At 68.2% G+C, this 19,338-nt stretch carries 18 protein-coding genes; 10 read left to right on the top strand and 8 right to left on the bottom strand.

Translation table 11 applies throughout. The features are described from left to right. Window positions 1–2: 2 nt before the first annotated feature. The 9 genes from uvrC (at window position 3) to RZO50_RS13550 (ending at window position 8,420) form a co-directional block, all read left to right on the top strand. Window positions 3–1,898, top strand: a complete 1,896-nt coding sequence (gene uvrC / locus RZO50_RS13590; protein ID WP_322600264.1) for an excinuclease ABC subunit UvrC — start codon at window positions 3–5, stop codon at window positions 1,896–1,898. A gap of 25 nt (window positions 1,899–1,923) precedes the next feature. Next, window positions 1,924–2,808, top strand: a complete 885-nt coding sequence (rapZ, locus tag RZO50_RS13585; protein ID WP_322600263.1) for an RNase adapter RapZ — start codon at window positions 1,924–1,926, stop codon at window positions 2,806–2,808. Between the two features lie 40 nt (window positions 2,809–2,848). After that, a complete protein-coding gene (whiA, locus tag RZO50_RS13580; RefSeq protein WP_322600262.1) occupies window positions 2,849–3,826 on the top strand; it encodes a DNA-binding protein WhiA in 978 nt (325 codons plus the stop codon). Between the two features lie 133 nt (window positions 3,827–3,959). Continuing rightward, the gene (locus RZO50_RS13575; RefSeq protein ID WP_322600261.1) at window positions 3,960–4,589 is read left to right on the top strand and encodes a superoxide dismutase; all 630 of its coding nucleotides are present in this window, start codon (window positions 3,960–3,962) and stop codon (window positions 4,587–4,589) included. Window positions 4,590–4,688: 99 nt separating this feature from the next. Further along, entirely contained in the window at window positions 4,689–5,699 is a 1,011-nt protein-coding gene (gap, locus tag RZO50_RS13570; protein WP_322600260.1) for a type I glyceraldehyde-3-phosphate dehydrogenase, read from the top strand. 8 nt (window positions 5,700–5,707) lie between these two features. Beyond that, window positions 5,708–6,925: a phosphoglycerate kinase gene (locus RZO50_RS13565; RefSeq protein WP_322600259.1), complete on the top strand. Its 1,218-nt coding sequence runs from the start codon at window positions 5,708–5,710 to the stop codon at window positions 6,923–6,925. Next, window positions 6,913–7,716 carry a triose-phosphate isomerase gene (tpiA, locus tag RZO50_RS13560; RefSeq protein WP_322600258.1) on the top strand — a complete coding sequence of 268 codons (804 nt, stop codon included), beginning with the start codon at window positions 6,913–6,915 and terminating at the stop codon, window positions 7,714–7,716. Before RZO50_RS13565 ends, tpiA begins: the two co-directional genes overlap by 13 nt. Window positions 7,717–7,815: 99 nt before the next feature. Next, complete coding sequence (gene secG, locus RZO50_RS13555; protein ID WP_194424948.1) at window positions 7,816–8,064, top strand: preprotein translocase subunit SecG; 249 nt, start codon at window positions 7,816–7,818, stop codon at window positions 8,062–8,064. Beyond that, window positions 8,064–8,420, top strand: a complete 357-nt coding sequence (locus RZO50_RS13550; protein WP_322600257.1) for an RNA polymerase-binding protein RbpA — start codon at window positions 8,064–8,066, stop codon at window positions 8,418–8,420. Before secG ends, RZO50_RS13550 begins: the two co-directional genes overlap by 1 nt. 58 nt (window positions 8,421–8,478) lie before the next feature. On the opposite strand, the gene pgl is transcribed toward RZO50_RS13550, so the two are convergent. From pgl to tkt, 6 genes are read right to left on the bottom strand one after another with little or no spacing between them, the layout of a single operon-like run. Beyond that, window positions 8,479–9,252, bottom strand: a complete 774-nt coding sequence (gene pgl / locus RZO50_RS13545) for a 6-phosphogluconolactonase (RefSeq protein ID WP_322600256.1) — start codon at window positions 9,250–9,252, stop codon at window positions 8,479–8,481. Beyond that, on the bottom strand, window positions 9,245–10,198 hold the full coding sequence (locus tag RZO50_RS13540; protein WP_322600255.1) for a glucose-6-phosphate dehydrogenase assembly protein OpcA: 954 nt from the start codon (window positions 10,196–10,198) through the stop codon (window positions 9,245–9,247). Before RZO50_RS13540 ends, pgl begins: the two co-directional genes overlap by 8 nt. After that, the gene (gene zwf / locus RZO50_RS13535; protein WP_322600254.1) at window positions 10,195–11,745 is read right to left on the bottom strand and encodes a glucose-6-phosphate dehydrogenase; all 1,551 of its coding nucleotides are present in this window, start codon (window positions 11,743–11,745) and stop codon (window positions 10,195–10,197) included. The genes RZO50_RS13540 and zwf overlap by 4 nt, the downstream gene beginning before the upstream one ends. 12 nt (window positions 11,746–11,757) lie before the next feature. After that, window positions 11,758–13,380: a glucose-6-phosphate isomerase gene (locus RZO50_RS13530; RefSeq protein ID WP_322600253.1), complete on the bottom strand. Its 1,623-nt coding sequence runs from the start codon at window positions 13,378–13,380 to the stop codon at window positions 11,758–11,760. A 1-nt stretch (window position 13,381) separates the two neighbouring features. Further along, complete coding sequence (tal, locus tag RZO50_RS13525) at window positions 13,382–14,494, bottom strand: transaldolase (protein ID WP_322600252.1); 1,113 nt, start codon at window positions 14,492–14,494, stop codon at window positions 13,382–13,384. Then, complete coding sequence (gene tkt, locus RZO50_RS13520; RefSeq protein WP_322600251.1) at window positions 14,491–16,587, bottom strand: transketolase; 2,097 nt, start codon at window positions 16,585–16,587, stop codon at window positions 14,491–14,493. The genes tal and tkt overlap by 4 nt, the downstream gene beginning before the upstream one ends. Before the next feature lie 234 nt (window positions 16,588–16,821). Between tkt and RZO50_RS13515 the strand changes: the two genes are divergently transcribed. Continuing rightward, window positions 16,822–17,754, top strand: a complete 933-nt coding sequence (locus tag RZO50_RS13515) for a heme o synthase (protein WP_322601927.1) — start codon at window positions 16,822–16,824, stop codon at window positions 17,752–17,754. 21 nt (window positions 17,755–17,775) lie between these two features. Here the strand turns inward: RZO50_RS13515 and RZO50_RS13510 are convergent, their stop codons facing one another. Then, window positions 17,776–18,207, bottom strand: a complete 432-nt coding sequence (locus RZO50_RS13510) for a dinucleotide-utilizing enzyme (protein ID WP_322600250.1) — start codon at window positions 18,205–18,207, stop codon at window positions 17,776–17,778. A 115-nt stretch (window positions 18,208–18,322) separates the two neighbouring features. Beyond that, window positions 18,323–19,294, bottom strand: a complete 972-nt coding sequence (locus RZO50_RS13505; protein WP_416211607.1) for a COX15/CtaA family protein — start codon at window positions 19,292–19,294, stop codon at window positions 18,323–18,325. Window positions 19,295–19,338 lie beyond the last annotated feature (44 nt).

Genomic DNA, 19,338 nt, shown 5'->3' with positions numbered 1-19,338 from the left:
GGATGACGCCGCTCCCGTACAAACCCCGACCCGGTGAGGTCCCGACCGACCCGGGGGTGTACCGGTTCCGTGACGCCGATGGGCGTGTGCTCTACGTCGGCAAGGCGAAGAACCTGCGGGCGCGTCTGTCGAATTACTTCGCACCGCTGCACACGCTCCACGAGCGAACCCGGCGCATGGTCACGACCGCGGCGTCGGTGGAATGGACGGTGGTGGCCACCGACGTGGACTCCCTGCAGCTGGAGTACATGTGGATCAAGGAGTTCGATCCGCCGTTCAACGTGAAGTACCGAGACGACAAGTCGTATCCCTTCATGGCGATCACCCTGGCCGACGAGGCGCCGCGGGTCATCGTCACGCGAAACCGTCGGATCCGGGGCGCGAAGTATTTCGGGCCGTATCCGAAGGTCTGGGCGGTGCACGACACGATCGATCAGATGATCAAGGTGTTCCCGATCCGCACCTGCAGCGACTCCAGCTACAAGAAGGCGATGGCCAGCGGGCGTCCGTGCTTCCCGGGACAGATCGGGCGATGCGGCGGACCGTGTTCGATGAAGGTCACCATCGACGAGCACCGCGCGATCGTGCAGGACTTCGTGGCATTCATGTCTGGAGGCGACAAGCGATTCGCGCGCGAGCTCACCGCACGCATGCGGGAGGCGTCCGCGGCGATGGACTACGAATCTGCGGCCGTCTACCGCGACCAGCTCGGAGCGATCGAGGCGGTCTTGAACCGCAGCGCCCTCGTGCTGAGCGAGGACACCGACGCCGACCTGTTCGGCATCGCCGAGGACGAGCTCGCCGCGACCGTCCAGCATTTCGTCGTCCGTGGAGGTCGAGTTCGCGGGGTGCACGCCACGACGATCGAGAAGGAACTCGATATCTCCGGCGCGGACCTCGTCGAACAGGTGCTCCAGCGCACCTACGGCGAAGCCTCCGACGTGGACATCCCCCGGCAGGTTCTGGTGCCCTCGCTCCCGGACGACGCCGCGGAACTCGAACAGTGGCTGCGCGACCGCCGAGGGCGCCCCGTCGCACTCCAGGTCGCACAGCGCGGACGCAAGGCCGAGCTCCTGTCGACCGCGACGGTGAACGCGCAGCAGGCGCTGAACCTGCACAAGACACGTCGAACGAGCGACTACGTCGCCCGATCGCAGGCGCTCACGGATCTGCAAGAAGCGCTGGGTCTGGACGATGCGCCCTTGCGCATCGAGTGCTACGACGTCTCGCATCTGTCTGGGACGAACGTCGTGGCCTCGATGGTCGTGTTCGAAGACGGTTTGCCCCGCAAGGACCAGTACCGATCGTTCGGGATCCAGGAGACCACCGACGACACCGACTCGTTGCATCAGGTGCTCACGCGCCGCTTGGCCTACCTGGACCGCCCCGAGGACGACGTCGAGCCGACGGCGGATCCGGTGGGCGACGGAGAGGTCGTGACCGAACGTCGCCGGCCTCGCTTCGCGTATCGGCCCCAGCTCCTCGTCGTCGACGGTGGCCGCCCGCAGGTCGAAGCCGCCGCGCGCGCTCTGGCAGACACCGGGCACACGGAAGTGGCCCTGTGCGGCATCGCGAAGCGCCTCGAGGAGGTGTGGCTGCCAGGGGAGGAGTACCCCGTCATCCTGCCGCGCACCTCCGAGGCGCTCTACCTGCTGCAGCGGCTGCGAGATGAAGCCCACCGCTTCGCGATCACACACCAACGAAAGCGCCGGCGGCGCGACATCCAGTCTGTGCTCGCCGAGGTTCCGGGTCTCGGCGACGCGCGCATCAAGGCGCTGTTGAGACACTTCGGCTCGGTCGCCGCCCTGCGCGAGGCCAGCACCGAACAGATCCAAGAGCTGCCGGGTGTCGGCCCGAAGCTCGCCGCATCGATTCATGCGCATCTGGCGGATCGATAGGCTGGGGCGATGAGCGGAGCGCGCAATGGCTGAGCCGGAAGAGGCCCCCGCGGTCGGTGAGATGCTGATCGTCACGGGCATGTCCGGGGCCGGCCGCTCCACCGCAGCCAACGCTCTCGAGGATCTCGGCTGGTACGTCGTCGATAATCTGCCGCCGCAGATGCTCAAACCCCTGCTGGACCTCACCGAGCTCGCCGCGGGAGCCCTGCCCCGCGTCGCGGTGGTGGTCGATGTGCGCGGGCGAGGACTGTTCTCCGAGCTCCCCGAAGCGATGCGCGCCCTGCGCACGCGACGCCCGATTCGCCTGCTCTTCCTCGACGCGTCCGACACCGTTCTCGTGCGGCGTTTCGAGGCGGTGCGACGTCCCCACCCGCTGCAGGGCGACGGCACCATCGTCGACGGGATCCGTGCCGAACGGACCCGACTCGCGCCGGTGCGCGAGGACGCGGACGTCATCGTCGACACCTCGGCGCTGAACATCCATCAGCTCGCGACCCGCGTCGGGGAACTCTTCGCCGAGCAGGGTGCCGCGCGACACACCCTGACGATCATGAGTTTCGGGTTCAAATACGGGCTCCCTCCCGACGCGGACATGGTCGCCGACATGCGATTCCTCCCCAACCCCTACTGGAACGAAGACCTGCGCGCGTTCACCGGTGAGGACGACGCCGTGCGTGATGCGGTGCTCGGTGCACCCGGGGCGGGGGAGTTCATCAGTGCGTTCTCCGCCGCGCTGGCTCCGGTCCTCGAGGGGTACCAGCGGGAGAACAAACGCCACTCGGTGATCGCCGTCGGATGCACGGGCGGCAAGCACCGGTCGGTCGCCACGGCGCAGGAGCTTGCGACGCGCCTGTCCGCTGCGCCGGGGGTCGCCGTGAGGGTGACCCATCGCGACCTCGGTCGCGAGTAGGCTGGAGGATCGTTCCACCCCAGAAAGACCGAGGAGACACGTGTCGCTGACTGCCGACGTGAAGGCCGAACTCGTCGCCGTACGAGACCCGCGACCGACGGCCCGCGTGGCCGAACTGACCAGTCTTCTCCGGTTCTCCGGCGGGCTGCACTCGATCGCCAATCGCGTGGCGGTCGAGGCCGAGCTCGACTCGGACGTGCTCGCACGACGGGTGGCGCGGGAGCTCATGGAGCTCTACGGTGTGCGCCCCGAACTCGCCCACGTGCAGAGCTCGGCGGGTCGCGCGGGCGGTCACGTGGCCGTCCGCGTGATCGACGGCGGCGAGACCCTCGCGCGCCAGACCGGTCTGCTGGATCAGCGGCGCCGGCCGGTGCGTGGCCTGCCGAACAAACTCACCACCGGCACCCGCGAGGACCTCGCCGCGGTGTGGCGCGGCGCCTTCCTTGCCTCCGGGTCGCTCAGCGAGCCGGGGCGTTCTGCCTCGCTCGAGGTCGCGTGCCCGTCCTCGGAGGCGGCGATGGCCCTCGTCGGCGCCGCCCACCGACTGAACATCCCCGCGAAGGCGCGGGAGGTGCGCGGCATTCCCCGCGTGGTCGTCCGCGAGGGTGAGGCGATCCGGCTGACGCTGGCCTGCATGGGTGCGGCGAAGGCCGCCGCCGACTGGGACCAGATGCGGCAGCGGCGCGAAGTCCGTGCCGGCGTGAACCGCCTGGTCAACTTCGACGATGCGAACCTCCGGCGATCGGCGCAGGCGGCGGTGGCCGCGTGCGCACGCGTGGAGCGTGCACTCGAGATCTTGGGAGATGAGGTCCCGGACCACCTCAAGCAGGCCGGGCAGCTCCGGCTGTCTCACCGGGACGCCAGTCTCGACGAACTCGGCCACCACGCCGATCCGCCGATGACCAAGGACGCCGTCGCCGGGCGTATCCGCCGGCTCCTGGCGATGGCGGACAAGAAGGCCGAGGCCGACGGCATCCCGGGCACCGAGTCCGCCGTGCCCATGGGAATGGACGACTGACGGACGGCGGCGCGAATAGCACGACCGATGAGGGAAGCAACCCCCTGGAGGCGGCTTTCGCCCTCGCTAGGATGAGAACGTCACCCTCGCCGCGCCGAGGTCCTCGGCGCGACGCCGATAGGAAGTAGAGAATATGGCGAAGTACACCTTGCCCGACCTCCCTTACGATTACGCGGCCCTCGAGCCGCACATCAGCGGCAAGATCATGCAGCTGCACCACGACAAGCACCACCAGGCCTACGTCACCGGTGCGAACACCGCGCTGGACAAGCTCGCGGAGGCACGTGAGTCGGGTGATTTCGGCGGCGTGAACAAGCTCGAGAAGGATCTCGCGTTCAACCTCGGCGGTCACGTGAACCACTCCATCTTCTGGACCAACCTCTCCCCGGAAGGCGGCGGACGGCCGGAGGGCAACGAACTCGCCGCAGCAATCGACGAGTTCTTCGGCGGCTTCGAGAAGTTCCAGGCACACTTCACCGCCGCGGCGACCGGCATCCAGGGCTCGGGTTGGGCTGTCCTCAGCTGGGACCCGATCGGTGAGCAGCTGATCATCCAGCAGTTGTTCGACCAGCAGGCGAACACCGCTATGGGCACCATCCCGATCTTCCAGCTCGATATGTGGGAGCACGCCTTCTACCTCGACTACCTCAACGTGAAGGCCGACTACGTCAAGGCCGTCTGGAACATCGCGAACTGGCAGAACGTGGCGCAGCGCTTCGACGCGGCCCGCGAGAAGGCCACAGGCCTGCTGGTACTGTCATAGCGAGCGCGGGTGTCCCGGCGGGAACGCTCGCCGGGACGCCGCTGTCCGTCTGAATCGCAACAATCGCGCACCCGCGCACGACACCTCAGGAGCAACTCCGTGACTGTCAAGATCGGCATCAACGGCTTCGGCCGCATTGGACGTAACTTCCTCCGCGCTGCACTCGAGCAGGGCGCTGACCTCGAGATCGTTGCGGTCAACGATCTCACCGACAACAAGACGCTCGCCCACCTTCTCAAGTACGACTCCGTCGGCGGTCGTCTCACCGAAGAGGTCTCCTTCGACGGCGACTCCATCACCGTCGGTGGCAAGAGCATCAAGGTCTTCGAAGAGCGCGACCCGGCCAACCTGCCCTGGGGCGACCTGGGCGTGGACATCGTGATCGAATCGACCGGTCGCTTCACCAAGGCGGCCGACGCCTCGAAGCACATCCAGGGCGGCGCCAAGAAGGTGCTCATCTCGGCTCCCGGCACCGATGTCGACGGCACGTTCGTGATGGGCGTCAACGACTCGGAGTACGACCCCGAGACGATGCACGTCATCTCCAACGCGTCGTGCACGACGAACTGCCTCGCCCCGCTGGCGAAGGTGTTCAACGACAACTTCGGCATCGAGCGCGGGTTCATGATGACCGCGCACGCCTACACCGCGGACCAGAACCTGCAGGACGGCCCGCACGGCGACCTGCACCGCGCTCGCGCGGCTGCGCTGAACATCGTCCCCGCTTCGACGGGAGCGGCGAAGGCCATCGGTCTGGTCCTGCCCGAGCTCAACGGCAAGCTGAGCGGATCCTCCTACCGCGTCCCGATCCCCACCGGCTCGATCGTCGACCTGACGCTGGTGACCCCCACCGAGGGACTCACCAAGGAGACCATCAACGCCGCGTACGAGAAGGCCGCCGCCGAGGGTGAGCTCGCGGGATACCTGGCATACAACGCCGACGCGATCGTTTCGACCGACATCGTGCACGACCCGCACTCGTCGATCTTCGACGCGGGCCTGACCAACGTCAGCGGGAACCTCGTCAAGGTGTCGTCCTGGTACGACAACGAGTGGGGCTACTCCAACCGCCTCGTCGACCTCACCGAGCTCGTCGCGTCGAAGCTCTGAGCCGACCCATGGCACTGCGTACCCTCGATTCGCTGGGTCCGCTCGCAGGCAAGCGCGTCATCGTCCGTTGTGACCTCAACGTCCCTCTCAAGGACGGGGTCATCACGGACGATGGTCGTGTGCGAGCATCCCTTCCGACCCTCAACGCTCTGATCAACAAGGGCGCGAGAGTGGTCGTCTGCTCGCACCTCGGTCGCCCCGGCGGCGAGCCGAACCCGGCGTACAGCCTCGAGCCGGTCGCTCAGCGACTGTCGGAGTTGCTCGGTCAGCCCGTCGCGTTCGCACGCGACACCGTCGGGGAGTCCGCCCATGACGCGGTGGCCTCTCTCGAGGACGGAGAGGTCGCAGTGATCGAGAACCTCCGCTTCAACGCGGGGGAGACGGCCAAGGACGACGCCGAGCGCGACGCCTTCGCCCGTCAGCTCGGAGAGCTCGGCGACGCATTGGTCTCCGATGGGTTCGGCGTCGTGCACCGCAAGCAGGCGAGCGTCTACGACCTCGCCGCGCTGCTGCCGTCGGCGGCGGGTCTGCTCATCGCCAAGGAGCTCGACGTCCTCGACCGCCTGACCGAGAACCCGGAGCGGCCGTACACGGTGGTGCTCGGCGGTTCGAAGGTGAGCGACAAGCTCGGAGTCATCGAGCACCTGTTGCCGCGGGTGGACCGCCTCCTCGTCGGCGGCGGGATGATGTTCACCTTCCTGGCCGCGCAAGGGCACAACGTGGGTTCGAGCCTCCTCGAAGAGGACCAGCTCGACACGGTGCGCCGTTACATCGCCGATGCGCAGGAGCGCGGCGTCGAGCTCGTCCTGCCGGTCGATGCCGTCGTGGCATCGGCTTTCGCGGCGGACGCCGAGCACGTCGTGGCCGATGCCGACGCACTGGAGGCAACTCCGTTCGGGGACTCCGGACTGGGTCTGGACATCGGTCCTCGCACCGCAGAGGAGTTCGCATCACGGATCCGCGGCAGCCGGACGGTGTTCTGGAACGGCCCGATGGGCGTGTTCGAGATGCCCGCTTTCGAGTCCGGTACCCGCGCGGTCGCGCGGGCGCTGGCGGAGGTCGACGGACTGGGCGTCGTCGGCGGTGGCGACTCCGCCGCAGCGGTTCGCCAGCTCGGTTTCGCCGACACCGACTTCGGTCACATCTCGACCGGTGGCGGCGCGAGCCTCGAGTTCTTGGAAGGTAAGAAGCTCCCCGGACTGGAGGTCCTCGGATGGCAACAGTGAACACGAGCGGCGGACGGACGCCGCTGATCGCCGGCAACTGGAAGATGAATCTCGACCACCTGCAGGCGGTGGCGTTCGTGCAGAAACTGCACTGGACGTTGAAGGACGCCAAGCACGAGGACGGCAGTGTCGAGGTGGCGATCTTCCCGCCCTTCACCGACCTGCGAACGGTCCAGACCCTGCTCGACGCCGACAAGATCCCCTTCGGCCTCGGTGCGCAGGATGTGTCGACGAAAGATTCGGGTGCCTACACGGGCGAGATCTCGGGGGCCTTCCTGAGCAAGCTCGACTGCCGCTACGTCATCATCGGGCACTCGGAGCGTCGCGAGTACCACGCCGAGTCCGACGATGTCGTGGCTGCCAAGGTCAAGGCGGCGCTCGCGCATGGCCTCGTGCCTGTCATCTGCGTCGGTGAGACCGCGGACGACCTGGAGAAGCACGGTGCCAGCGCGGTCCCGGTCGCCCAGCTGAAGGCGGCGCTGCATCACGTGCCGGCCTCGGCCGATGTCGTGGTGGCCTATGAGCCGGTGTGGGCCATCGGGTCCGGGCAGGCGGCGACGGCCGAGCAGGCACAGGAGGTCTGTGCCACGCTGCGTCAAGCCATCGCGACCGAGCTCGACGACGAGGCCGCGGCACGCACCCGGGTTCTCTACGGAGGTTCGGTGAAGGCCGCGAACATCGCGGGCTTCATGCGTCAGCCGGATGTCGATGGTGCGCTGGTCGGTGGTGCGAGCCTCCTGGTCGACGAGTTCTCGTCGATCATCCGTTATCAGAAGCACGTCGGCGTCTGACCGACACGCCCCGGTCGCCCCATGGCGGCCGGGGCGTTGCTCTTGCGTATACTGATCCCTTGTGCGACCCGCCCGGTCGACGAAAGGTGTAGTGATCCCGTGGAAGTCCTCGAGTTCGTCCTGCAGGTGCTGCTGGGTGTCACCAGCCTCTTGCTGACACTCCTCATCCTTCTTCACAAAGGTCGCGGCGGCGGCCTGTCCGACATGTTCGGGGGTGGAATGACCTCCGCCCTCGGTTCGTCGGGGCTGGCGGAGCGAAACCTCAACAGGTTCACGGTCGTGCTGGCCCTGGCATGGTTCGTGTCCATTGTGGCCCTCGGCCTCATCACGAAGTTCCAGGCGTTCTGATGGCCACCGGAGGAAACGCGATCCGCGGAACCCGTGTCGGCGCAGGGCCGATGGGGGAGCAGGACCACGGGTACCACGCCGACCGTGTCGCGGTCTCGTACTGGGATGCCCTGGGCAACGAGACCGTCCGCTACTTCGTCGCAGACATCGATCCGGACGAGATCCCGGACGTCATCGACTCCCCGCACTCCGGTCTGCCGGCCGGTCGCGACAAGCAGAACCCGCCCGCGGTCGCGAAGACGGAACCGTATAAAACCCATCTGGCATACGTGAAAGAGCGTCGTTCCGAGGACGAAGCGTCGCAACTTCTGGACGAGGCGCTGCAGCAGTTGCGCGATCGTCGCGGTCAGTCCTGATCACCCGCAGAGAAAGAGCCGGTTCTTCGGGACCGGCTCTTTCTGCGCGAACGGCGACTCAGTAGTCTCGGTCGATGAGTTCGGGCGGAACCTGAGCGGCCGCGGCCTGATCGACGAAGAACACCGTTCGACCGCGCCCTTTCGCGCCGGCAGCCGGAACACTCGTGTAGGTCGCTCCCGCCAGCGCCAATCCGAGCGCAGGTGCCTTGTCCGTGCCGGCCATCACCATCCAGACCCGCTGCGAGGAGTTGATCACCGGGCGCGTCATCGTCAGCCGGACGGCGGGCGGCTTCGGCGAGTCGATCACGGGCACGACGGCGCGGTCGACGATCTGGATCTCCGCCCGATCCGGGAACAGCGACGCGATATGTCCATCGGGCCCGACCCCGAGGAATGTGACGTCGAATGTCGGCCACGCGTGGGTGTGCGCCGCGTATCGGGCCAGCTCGCCGGCGTAATCCTCCGCGGCGGCCGTGAGGTCCACCCCGTCATCGGAGGCCGCCATGGCGTGGATGTTCCCGGCAGGTACGGGAATGTGATCGAGAAGCGCTTCGCGCGCCTGCGTCTCATTGCGATCGGGGTGACCGGCCGGGAGGAAGCGCTCGTCACTCCACCAGAAGTGCACGAGCGTCCAGTCGATGCCGTCTACACGGTCCCGAGCGGCGGCGAGCACGCGTCCGCCCATCGATCCGCCCGTGAGCGACACGTGGACCTCTTCTCCCACGTCGACGCGCTTTCGGAGGCGGTGCACGAAGCGCTCCGCCACCGCTTCCGCGAGCGTGTCAGGATCAGCGGCGATCACGACACGCTTCTCGACGACGTGTTCAGACATGCAGACCTTCCGTCGGGGCATCCAGAAGGCTCCAGCCTTCGGTGATGACCCGACCGTACAGCACATCCGCGTCGAGGCGACGGAGCTCCTCGGCGAGGCACTCGCGAAGAGTGCGACGGGGGAAGGCCAGCTCGTGGGTCGGCTGCCCCGGCTGCGAGAGGATGGCGACGCCGGCTTCAGGCCGCTCGAGCGTCACCTCGCCGCTCTGCCGGACCAGGGTGACGTCCTTGACCCCGTGAGGCCACTCCGACGCCTCGAGGTAGCCCCATTCGACCGGAACATCCAGCGCGAGCCGCAGCCAGGCGGCCAGGAGAGCCGTCGATGGAGAGTCCGCGGCGCCCCGCACCCGCACCGCCGTCACCGGCTCGTACGGCGGCTGATCCAGGATCGCGGCCAGCTGCTCCCGCCACCGCGTCAGACGTGTCCAGGCGAGATCGGTGTCACCCGGTGCGTAGTGATCGCCGAGCGATGCGACCCATGCCCCGGGGTCGGACTTGGTCGCGGCATCGGTGATCCTGCGTTGCGCGATGCGCCCGATGGAGGTTTCCGAGACATGGTCGGGCGTCTGATTGGGCCACCACACCACGACCGGGGCGTCAGACAGGAGCAGCCCGGTCACCAGGCTCTCGAGGTTGGAGGCACCGGCCTCGCCGTGCGCGTGCAATGTCACGACCTCGCTCGCGCCCGCATCGCCGCCCACGCGGATCTGCGCGTCGAGCCGAGGCTCCTCGTCCTCGGTGGAGTTGATCATGAGGACGATCACGCGCATCGGATGCTCACGTGACGCGTCGTTCGCGGCGTCGATGGCTTCTTCCATCGCCGCCTCGCGGGTCACGATGACCAGGGTCAGCACACGCCCGAGGGCGACCGCGCCGCCCTCCTCTCTCACGTTGACCAGCGCGCGGCTGATCTGGCTGACGGTGGTGTCGGGGAGATCGATGATCACGGGCGCCTCCAGGTGCGGCCATCACGGGCGAGGAGCTCATCGGCGGACGCCGGGCCCCACGATCCGGGTGCGTATTGTTCGACGGGGCCGCCCTGCGATTCCCAGAACTGCTCGATCGGGTCGAGGATCTTCCAGGACAGCTCCACCTCCTCGTGGCGGGGGAACAGCGGCGGGTCGCCGAGCAGCACATCCAGAATCAGTCGCTCATAGGCCTCAGGACTGGCCTCGGTGAAAGCGTGGCCGTAGCCGAAGTCCATCGTGACGTCGCGCACCTGCGCTCCGGCGCCGGGCACCTTCGACCCGAAACGGATGGTCACCCCCTCGTCCGGCTGGACGCGGATGACCAGGGCGTTCTGCCCCTGACCGGAGGTCTGCGAGCGGGCGAAGAGCAGCTCGGGTGCGCGCTTGAAGACGACGGCGATCTCGGTGACCCGTCGCCCCAACCGCTTGCCGGTGCGGAGGTAGAAGGGCACTCCCGCCCAGCGTCTCGTGTTGATCCCGAGCGTGATCGCAGCGTACGTCTCGGTGGCCGATTCCGGGTTCATGCCGTCTTCCTCGAGGAATCCGAGAACCTTCTCGCCGCCCTGCCAGCCGCCGGCGTACTGCCCGCGGGCGGTGGAAGCGGCCAAGTCGTCGGGAAGCGTCACCGCCGCAAGGACCTTCTCCTTCTCCGCGCGCAGGTCCGCGGCGTTGAACGTGATGGGCTCTTCCATCGCGGTCAGGGCGAGGAGCTGAAGCAGATGGTTCTGGATGACGTCGCGCGCCGCGCCGATCCCGTCGTAGTATCCCGCGCGTCCCCCCACACCGATGTCTTCGGCCATCGTGATCTGCACGTGGTCGACGTAGTTGCGGTTCCAGATCGGCTCGTACAGCTCGTTGGCGAAGCGAAGCGCCAGGATGTTCTGAACGGTCTCTTTGCCGAGATAGTGATCAATTCGGAAGATGGAGTCGGCGGGGAACGCCGAACGCAGCGCGTCGTTCAGGTCCTGCGCGGACTCCTGGTCGTGTCCGAACGGTTTCTCGATGACCACGCGGCGCCAACGGTCGGGACGGTCGGCGGTGTCATCGACGAGGCCCGACTTCTTCAGCTGCTCGGCCACGACGGGGAAGGCCTTGGGGGGGATCGAGAGGTAGTAGGCGTGATTGCCCATCGTGCCGCGCTCCACGTCGAGCTTCTCGACGGTCTCGCGCAGGCGCACGAACGCCGCGTCGTCGTCGAATTCGCCCGGAACGAATCGGATTCCCTGCAGCAGCTGTTGCCAGGTCTCCTCGCGGAACTCCGTGCGGGCGTGTTTGCGGACGGCGTCGTGGACGACCTCCGCGAAGTCCTGGTCGGCCCAATCGCGGCGGGCGAATCCCACGAGGGCGAAGCCGGGGGGCAGCAGCCCGCGATTGGCGAGGTCGTAGACCGCGGGCATGAGCTTCTTGCGGGAGAGGTCTCCCGTCACACCGAAGATCACCAGGGCGCTCGGCCCCGCGATCCGGTTCAGCCGCCGATCTTCCGGATCGCGCAGGGGGTTGTGCCCGCGCGAGATGTCAACCGTCATTCGATCGTTCTCCTATTGCGCCGCTTCGAACAGCGACATGACATCGACCTGGGGGTCGGTGAGGGTGAGGGTGACGACGGGGCGGCCATGAGCGTGCGCCAGGACCTCTGCGTCGCCGGCCGCCTGGGCTCGGATCAGCTCACCGAAGGTGAACGGCCGGCCCGGAATCTCCAGGTCCGACTCGCCGCCGTCGATGATCTGCAGGAACACGCCGTTGGCGGGCCCGCCTTTGTGGTACTGCCCCGTCGAGTGGAGGAACCGCGGTCCCCACCCGAACGTCGTCGGACGTCCGGAGTCAGCGGCGACGAGCTCGCGGATTCCCGCGAGCTGCGTGTATTCGTGGCGATCCACATACGCCTGGATCGCCACATAGCCGTCCGCGGGCAGCCGAGACCACAGGTCGTCCAGCACGCCGGCCAGCGTGCCGGAGGCGACGAGGGAGGGATCGCTCGCGCGCACGGCCACGCCGTGCGCCGTGAACGCCGGCTCGGTCGGGACCGGTCGGGCGTCCAGCAGTCCGCGCGCTGCGATCTTCGCCGACTCGACATCGGGCTGGTCGAAGGGGTCGATCCCCAGCATCCGTCCGGCGATCGCCGTCGCGTACTCCCAGACGACGAACTGGGCGCCCAGCGAGCCGCTCAGCACGATCTCCCCGTGGTGGTGCTCGAACAGGTGGAAGGTCGATGCGTCACCCACCAGTCGCACGATCTGCAGGTCGGCGGGCCGGTCTTCGACCTCGGGGGAGACCGCGAGCATCGGCACGGGGAGGATTCCCGTGCCCTGCTTGCCGGTGGACTCGGCCAGGAGCTGCTCGATCCATGCCGGCAGCCCCTTGATGTGGGTGCCATCTTCGATGAGCCCGAGCTTGTCGCGGCGAGGGTCGCCGCCGGCGACGGCGGCTGCGAGGACCAGCGCCGGGTTCCCGGGGTCGTCGACGGCCACCTCCAGCAGGGTCGCCTCGGCTTCATCGAGCAGCTCGACGATATCGACGCCGGCGAGGCCGGTCGGAACCAGGCCGAACGCGGTCAGGGCGGAGTAGCGCCCGCCGACGGTCGGGTCGGCGGTGAACACACGGTAGCCGGCCTCCCGCGCGGCCGCCTCGAGCGGCGAACCGGGGTCGGTGACGACCACGATGCGTTCGGACGGGTCGATCCCGACGTCTCGGAAGGCCGCTTCGAAAGCGCGCAGGGCCGAATCCGTCTCGAGGGTCGAGCCGGACTTGCTGGAGACGACCAGGACGGTCTGGGCCAGGCCCCCCGCCTCGGCGTCCCCGTCGATGGCCGCGAGCACCTGCGTGGGCGCGGTCGTGTCGACGATCGTCAACGGCACACCGGCCGTGTTGGCGATCACCTCGGGTGCAAGCGACGATCCGCCCATCCCGGCGAGGACGATGCGCGTCGTTCCACGCGCGACCAGATCTTCGCGGAGCGCGAGGATCTCGGGCACGAGGGGCCGCGAGACCCCCACCGCCTGGACCCAGCCCAGGCGGCGAGAAGCCTCGGGCTGCGCGGCCGGACCCCAGAGGGTGTCATCGCCCGCCGTGATCGCCGAGGCGATCAGGCTGGAGACGAGACCGGGGAGGGTCTGTCCGACCACGTCTTCGACGTGGCCGGACAGGTGGAGGTGGAAGCTCACCTCAGGCCTCTGCGGCCTCGGCGAGCGCGGTCTTCACCGTCTCCTGCAGTTCGTGCCACGAGGCGATGAACTTCTCGACGCCCTCGTCCTCGAGCACCTGCGTCACATCGGCGAAGTCCACGCCGACCGCTTCGAGCTGCGAGAAGAGATCATGCGACTCCGCGTATGCGCCGGTGACGGCATCGCCGGAGACCTCCGCGTGATCGAATGTGGCCTCGAGGGTCTTCTCCGGCATCGTGTTGACGGTGCCGGGGGCGACGAGCTCGGTGACGTAGAGCGTGTCGGGCAGCGACGGGTCCTTGACGCCGGTCGAGGCCCAGAGCGGGCGCTGCACCGTCGCACCGGCCTCCAGCAGAGCCTGGGCGCGATCGGATGCGAACCTCTTCTGGAAGAGCTCGTATGCCAATCGGGCATTGGCCAGTCCGGCGCGGGAGCTCAGCGCCCGGGCCGCGTCGGTGCCGATGGCGGCGAGCCGCTTGTCGACCTCGGTGTCCACCCGCGAGACGAAGAACGATGCGACGGACTGGAGCTTCGAGATGTCGTGACCGGCCGCGTGTGCCTTCTCGACCCCGGCGAGGTAGGCGTCGATGACCTCGTCGTAGCGCTCGAGGCTGAAGATCAGGGTGACGTTGACGCTGATGCCCGCGCCGATCACCTCGGTGATCGCCGGAAGCCCGGCCTTCGTCGCGGGGATCTTGATCAGCACGTTGGGGCGATCGACCTTGGCCGCGAGCTTGCGGGCCTCGGCGACGGTCGCCTCGGTGTCGTGCGCCAGTTCGGGCGAGACCTCGATCGACACCCGGCCGTCGACACCGTTCGTGGCGTCGAACACCGGTCGGAACACGTCCGACGCGGCCTGCACGTCGTCGGTGGTGATCTCGAAGATGGCGCGCTCGACGTCGGCCCCGTTCTCGGCGAGGACCTTCACCTGCCCGTCGTAGGACTCGCCCGTGGCCAACGCGCCCGCGAAGATCGTGGGGTTGGTCGTCACGCCCGTCACGTTGCGGGTGATGATGAGATCGGCGAGGTTGCCGCTGGTGATGCGCTGGCGCGAGAGGTCGTCGAGCCAGATGCTGACGCCCTCTTCGACGAGGCGTGCGGTGGGGGTGCTCATGCGTTCTCCTTGATGGTCTCGCGTGCGGCTGCGACGACGGCGTCGGTGGTGATGCCGAACTTCTCGAACAGGGTCTTGTAGTCGGCCGATGCGCCGAAGTGCTCGATCGAGACCGAGCGTCCGCGGTCGCCCACGACGTCTCGCCAGCTCATCGCGAGGCCGGCCTCGACCGACACGCGCGCGGTCACCGAGGAGGGCAGCACGCTCTCGCGGTAGGCGTCGTCCTGTTCGGCGAACCACTCCAGCGACGGAGCCGAGACCACGCGGACGCCGATGCCTTCGGTGGAAAGCTGATCGCGCGCGGACACGGCCAGCTGGACCTCGGATCCGGTGGCGATGATGATGACATCCGGCGTACCGCCCGGCGCCTCCGCGAGGACGTAGGCGCCCTTGGCCGCCAGCTCGGCGCTGGCGAACGTGTCGCCGTCGGCCGCGCCGGCGCCGCGCTCGAATGTCGGGATGTTCTGGCGCGTGAGTGCGATCCCCGACGGGCCGGCGTGGCGGCGCAGCATCTCGTGCCACACGACGGCCGTCTCGTTCGCGTCGGCGGGCCGCACGACGGCGAAGTTCGGGATGGCGCGCAAGGCGGTCAGCTGCTCGATCGGCTGATGAGTGGGGCCGTCCTCGCCCAGGGCGACGGAATCGTGCGTCCAGACGAAGATCGAGGGCACGTTCATCAGCGCGGCCAGCCGCACCGAGGGACGCATGTAGTCGCTGAAGATGAGGAACGTGCCACCGAAGGCGCGGGTCGGCCCGTGCAGAACGATCCCGTTGATGATCGCGGCCATGGCGTGCTCGCGGATCCCGAAGTGCAGAACCCGACCGGAGGGGTTACCGGACCATTCGTCGGTCGACCACTTCTCCGGGATGAACGAGGGCGCCCCCTTGATCGTCGTGAGGTTCGACTCGGCGAGGTCGGCGGACCCGCCCCACAGCTCCGGCAGCCGCTCGGCGAGGGCGTTGATGACCTGTCCCGACGCCGCGCGCGTTGACACGTCCTTGCCCGCCTCGAAGACCGGGAGCGCATCGGCGAGGTCGGCGGGCAGTTCGCGGGCGTTCACGCGGTCCCAGAGCGCCTTGCGCTCCGGGTTCGCGGCTGCCCATGCGTCGAACTTGTCCTGCCATTCCGAGCGGGTCGCCGCGGCTCGATCGGCCAGCTCGCGCGTGTGGGCGATCACGTCGTCCGGGACGGCGAACATCGCGTCGGGGTCGAGGCCCATGACCTGCTTGGTCGCCTTCAGCTCGTCTTCGCCGAGCTTGGAACCGTGGATCTTGCCGGTGTTCTGCTTGCCCGGGGCGGGCCAACCGATGATCGTCTTCAGCACGATGATGGACGGCTTGGACGTCTCGGCCTTGGCCGCGTCGATGGCGGCGTGAAGCTCGGCGACGTCTTCGACGTACTCGCCCGTCTTCTTCCAGTCGACGGTCTGGACGTGCCAGCCATAGGCCTCGTAGCGCGCGGCGACGTCCTCGGTGAAGGCGACGTTCGTGTCGTCCTCGATGGAGATCTGGTTCGCGTCGTACAGCACGACGAGGTTGCCGAGCTCCTGATGGCCGGCGAGCGACGAGGCCTCGCTGGTCACGCCTTCCTGGATGTCGCCGTCGGAGGCGATGACGAAGATGTGGTGGTCGAAGGGCGACTCGCCGGGCGCGCTCTCGGGGTCGAAGAGCCCGCGCTCGTACCGCGCTGCGTAGGCGAAGCCCACCGATGACGCCAGTCCCTGTCCCAGCGGACCGGTCGTGATCTCCACGCCGTCGGTGTGCCCGTATTCGGGGTGTCCGGGGGTCTTGGACCCCCACGTGCGGAGTTCTTTCAGGTCGTCGAGCTCGAGCCCGAATCCGCCGAGGTACAGCTGCACGTACTGCGTCAGCGAGGAGTGGCCGGCGGAGAGGATGAAGCGGTCGCGACCGGGCCAGTGCGGATCGCGGGGGTCATGGTTCATGACGCGCTGGTAGAGGAGGTAGGCCGCGGGAGCAAGACTCATCGCGGTTCCCGGGTGACCGTTGCCGACCTTCTCGACGGCATCCGCCGCGAGAACGCGCGCGGTGTCCACCGCGCGCCGATCGATTTCTTCCCAACGCAGTTCCGACACAGAGGGCCTTTCTCGAGGGTGCGCTCACGCGCACGGATCCCCGGGGCAGCCGAAGGCGGGAGGTGGGATCGGCGCGTGCGGCGCGCGTGTCCTGCCAGCATAGCGGTGAGCCTGGGCGGCGTCACACGACGTCGATGCGTGCGGTGGGCGGGTCAGGGTGGCGCCGCGGTCGGCGGCCCCGGCGTCGTGATGCCATAGACTGAAGTGATTGTTCAGGCGGCGATGGCGGGGGAGATGCACACCACGACGACGGCTCAGACCGGCGACCGGATCACCCGGCAACCCCGATCGATCCGGCGGACGGTCCTCGCCTATGTCGCGCTGACCAAGCCGCGCGTGCTCGAGCTCCTGCTCGTGACCACCGTGCCGGTCATGATCCTCGCTCAGAACGGTCTCCCCGACCTCTGGCTCGTCCTTGCCACGGTGCTGGGCGGCTCGATGAGCGCCGGCTCGGCTGCCGCCTTCAACATGTACCTCGATCGGGACATCGACGCGCACATGCAGCGCACCGAGAACCGTCCCCTCGTGACCGGGGAGGTGTCGCCGCGCGGTGCGCTCGTGTTCGCGTGGTCGCTGGCCGTGGCGTCGACCCTGTGGCTCCTCCTGACGACCAATGCCCTGGCTGCGGCACTGTCCGCCGGGGCGATCTTCTTCTACGTCGTCATCTACACGATGCTGCTCAAGCGCCGCACCGAGCAGAACATCGTCTGGGGAGGAATCGCCGGGTGCTTCCCGGTCCTGATCGGTTGGACGGCGGTCACCGGCTCGCTCGCGTGGCCACCCGTCATCCTGTTCGTCCTGGTCTTCCTCTGGACGCCGCCGCACTACTGGCCGTTGTCGATGAAGTACAGGGAGCAATACGACGAGGTCGACGTTCCGATGCTCGGCGCCACGCGCAACGGTTCCCAGGTGGGCCTCCAGGTCATCCTGTACGCGTGGGCCACCGTCGTGTGCTCACTGCTGCTGATCCCGGTGGCCCCGATGGGCCTGGTCTACACGGCGTCGGCCGTGGTGTTCGGCGGCTGGTTCATCTACGAGTCGCACGTGCTCTACAACCGTGCGGTGCGCGGCACCGAACCCAAGCCGATGCGGGTGTTCCATGCGTCGATCACCTACCTGACGCTTCTGTTCGTGGCGATCGCCGTCGACCCGCTGCTGCCGTTCTGAGCCGCAGCGGGCCGTGACGGCTCATCCGATTCGAGCGGGCTCGCGTTCTGTCCGGTCGTCGACTGACTCGCCGTCGGTGGCGTGCTCGGGTGTGGCCGTCTCGGCGGATCGGTCGGAGAGCGCCGGGTCGGCGTCGTCGGCGTTGTCGATGTCTGCGTCAGCCGGGGGCTCGACGACCTCGGCGGCGTGCGTCGGCCGCAGGGTCGCGGCGGCGGCCACGGCCAGCGCCAGCAGCACGCCGATCACGCCGGCGCCGATGAGGATCGCGCCGACCACGGCGGTCGACTGACCCACGTAGACATCCACGCCCGTGGCTGTCCCGTCCAGCAGCGTGGTCGTCATCGAATCGAGGGTTGCGGTCACCATGCTCGCGCCGTAGCCGGCCGTTCCGGCCGAGCCTGCCAGAAGGATCCAGAAGGGGACGCTGCGCACGAGGCGGGGACGGGTGGTCATCTGTCTTGCTCCTCACGTGCGGCCGGTCGGCCGCGACGTCGGACACGATTCCCGTCGCGCCCGTGCACCCGTTGTGAGCGAACTCGGTCTCCGGTGGACGAATCCGATGAGTCCGCTATGACCGCGGGCGAGCTTCCGCCGGCAGGGACTGGTGCATCAACACGGCGGTCATGGCGGCGACGAGGACCACGGCGAGCACCATGTGGATGTTCACGAGCGCGATCGGCAACCCCGTCCGCGCCTGCCAGATGCCCACGCCGATCTGTGCCGCCTCGGTCGCGAGCAGCAGGCCGGTCCAGAGCGGCAGCCGGAGTGTGCCGGGCATCCGGAAGGCGACGGCGAAGGCGGCCAGGGACAGCCCCAACGTGACGTACGCGGGCCAGGAGTGCACGTGCTGCATGACCTCGGGGTCGAGACCGTTGCGGGCCGCACCTCCATCGCCGGCGTGCGGGCCCGATCCGGTCACCAGGATGCCGACCACGACGGTCACGAGGACGCCGATCGCGGTGGAGGCGGTCAGCGCACGATACGCGCGGGGGACGGCGACGCGCCGAGGACCCGGTACGGCGTACACCCGCACGACGAGTGCCGCGGAGAGGGCGACGAGCAGGACGGATGCGAAGTAGTGCAGGCCCACCACGTACGGGTTCAGGTTCGTCAGCACCGTGATCCCGCCGATCACCGCCTGCAGGGGGACGTAGAGCCCGATCACCAGCGCGAGCCAGAACAGATCGCGCCGTTCACGGCGCATCCGCACCACGAAGAGGAAAGTGACGATCGCCACCGCCACCAGCACGAAGGTCAGGAGACGGTTTCCGAACTCGATCACCCCGTGGATGCCCATCTCCTCGGTGGCCACGAAGGAGTCCGCAGTGCACCGCGGCCAGGTCGGGCATCCGAGTCCAGAACCGGTCAGTCGCACCAGGCCCCCGGTCGCGACGATGCCGATCTGCACGACCAGGGTCGCCCACGCCGCGACGACGACACGCCCGTCGACCTGATCGGGCAGCATGCGCCGCAACCGGCCGCGAACACCGGCGCGGACGGCAGGGGGTGTGGCGTCGACAGGGGAGAGGGGGGTGGGCATGCGCGACCTTCCGGGTGAATCGCGTCGGCATCGGCTCGGCGTGA

The sequence above is a fragment of the Microbacterium xanthum genome, assembly GCF_034531355.1.
GTDB classification, from domain to species: domain Bacteria; phylum Actinomycetota; class Actinomycetes; order Actinomycetales; family Microbacteriaceae; genus Microbacterium; species Microbacterium xanthum.
The sequence above is the reverse complement of the archived record's forward strand: the minus strand, read 5'-3'. Positions and strand labels throughout refer to the sequence as shown.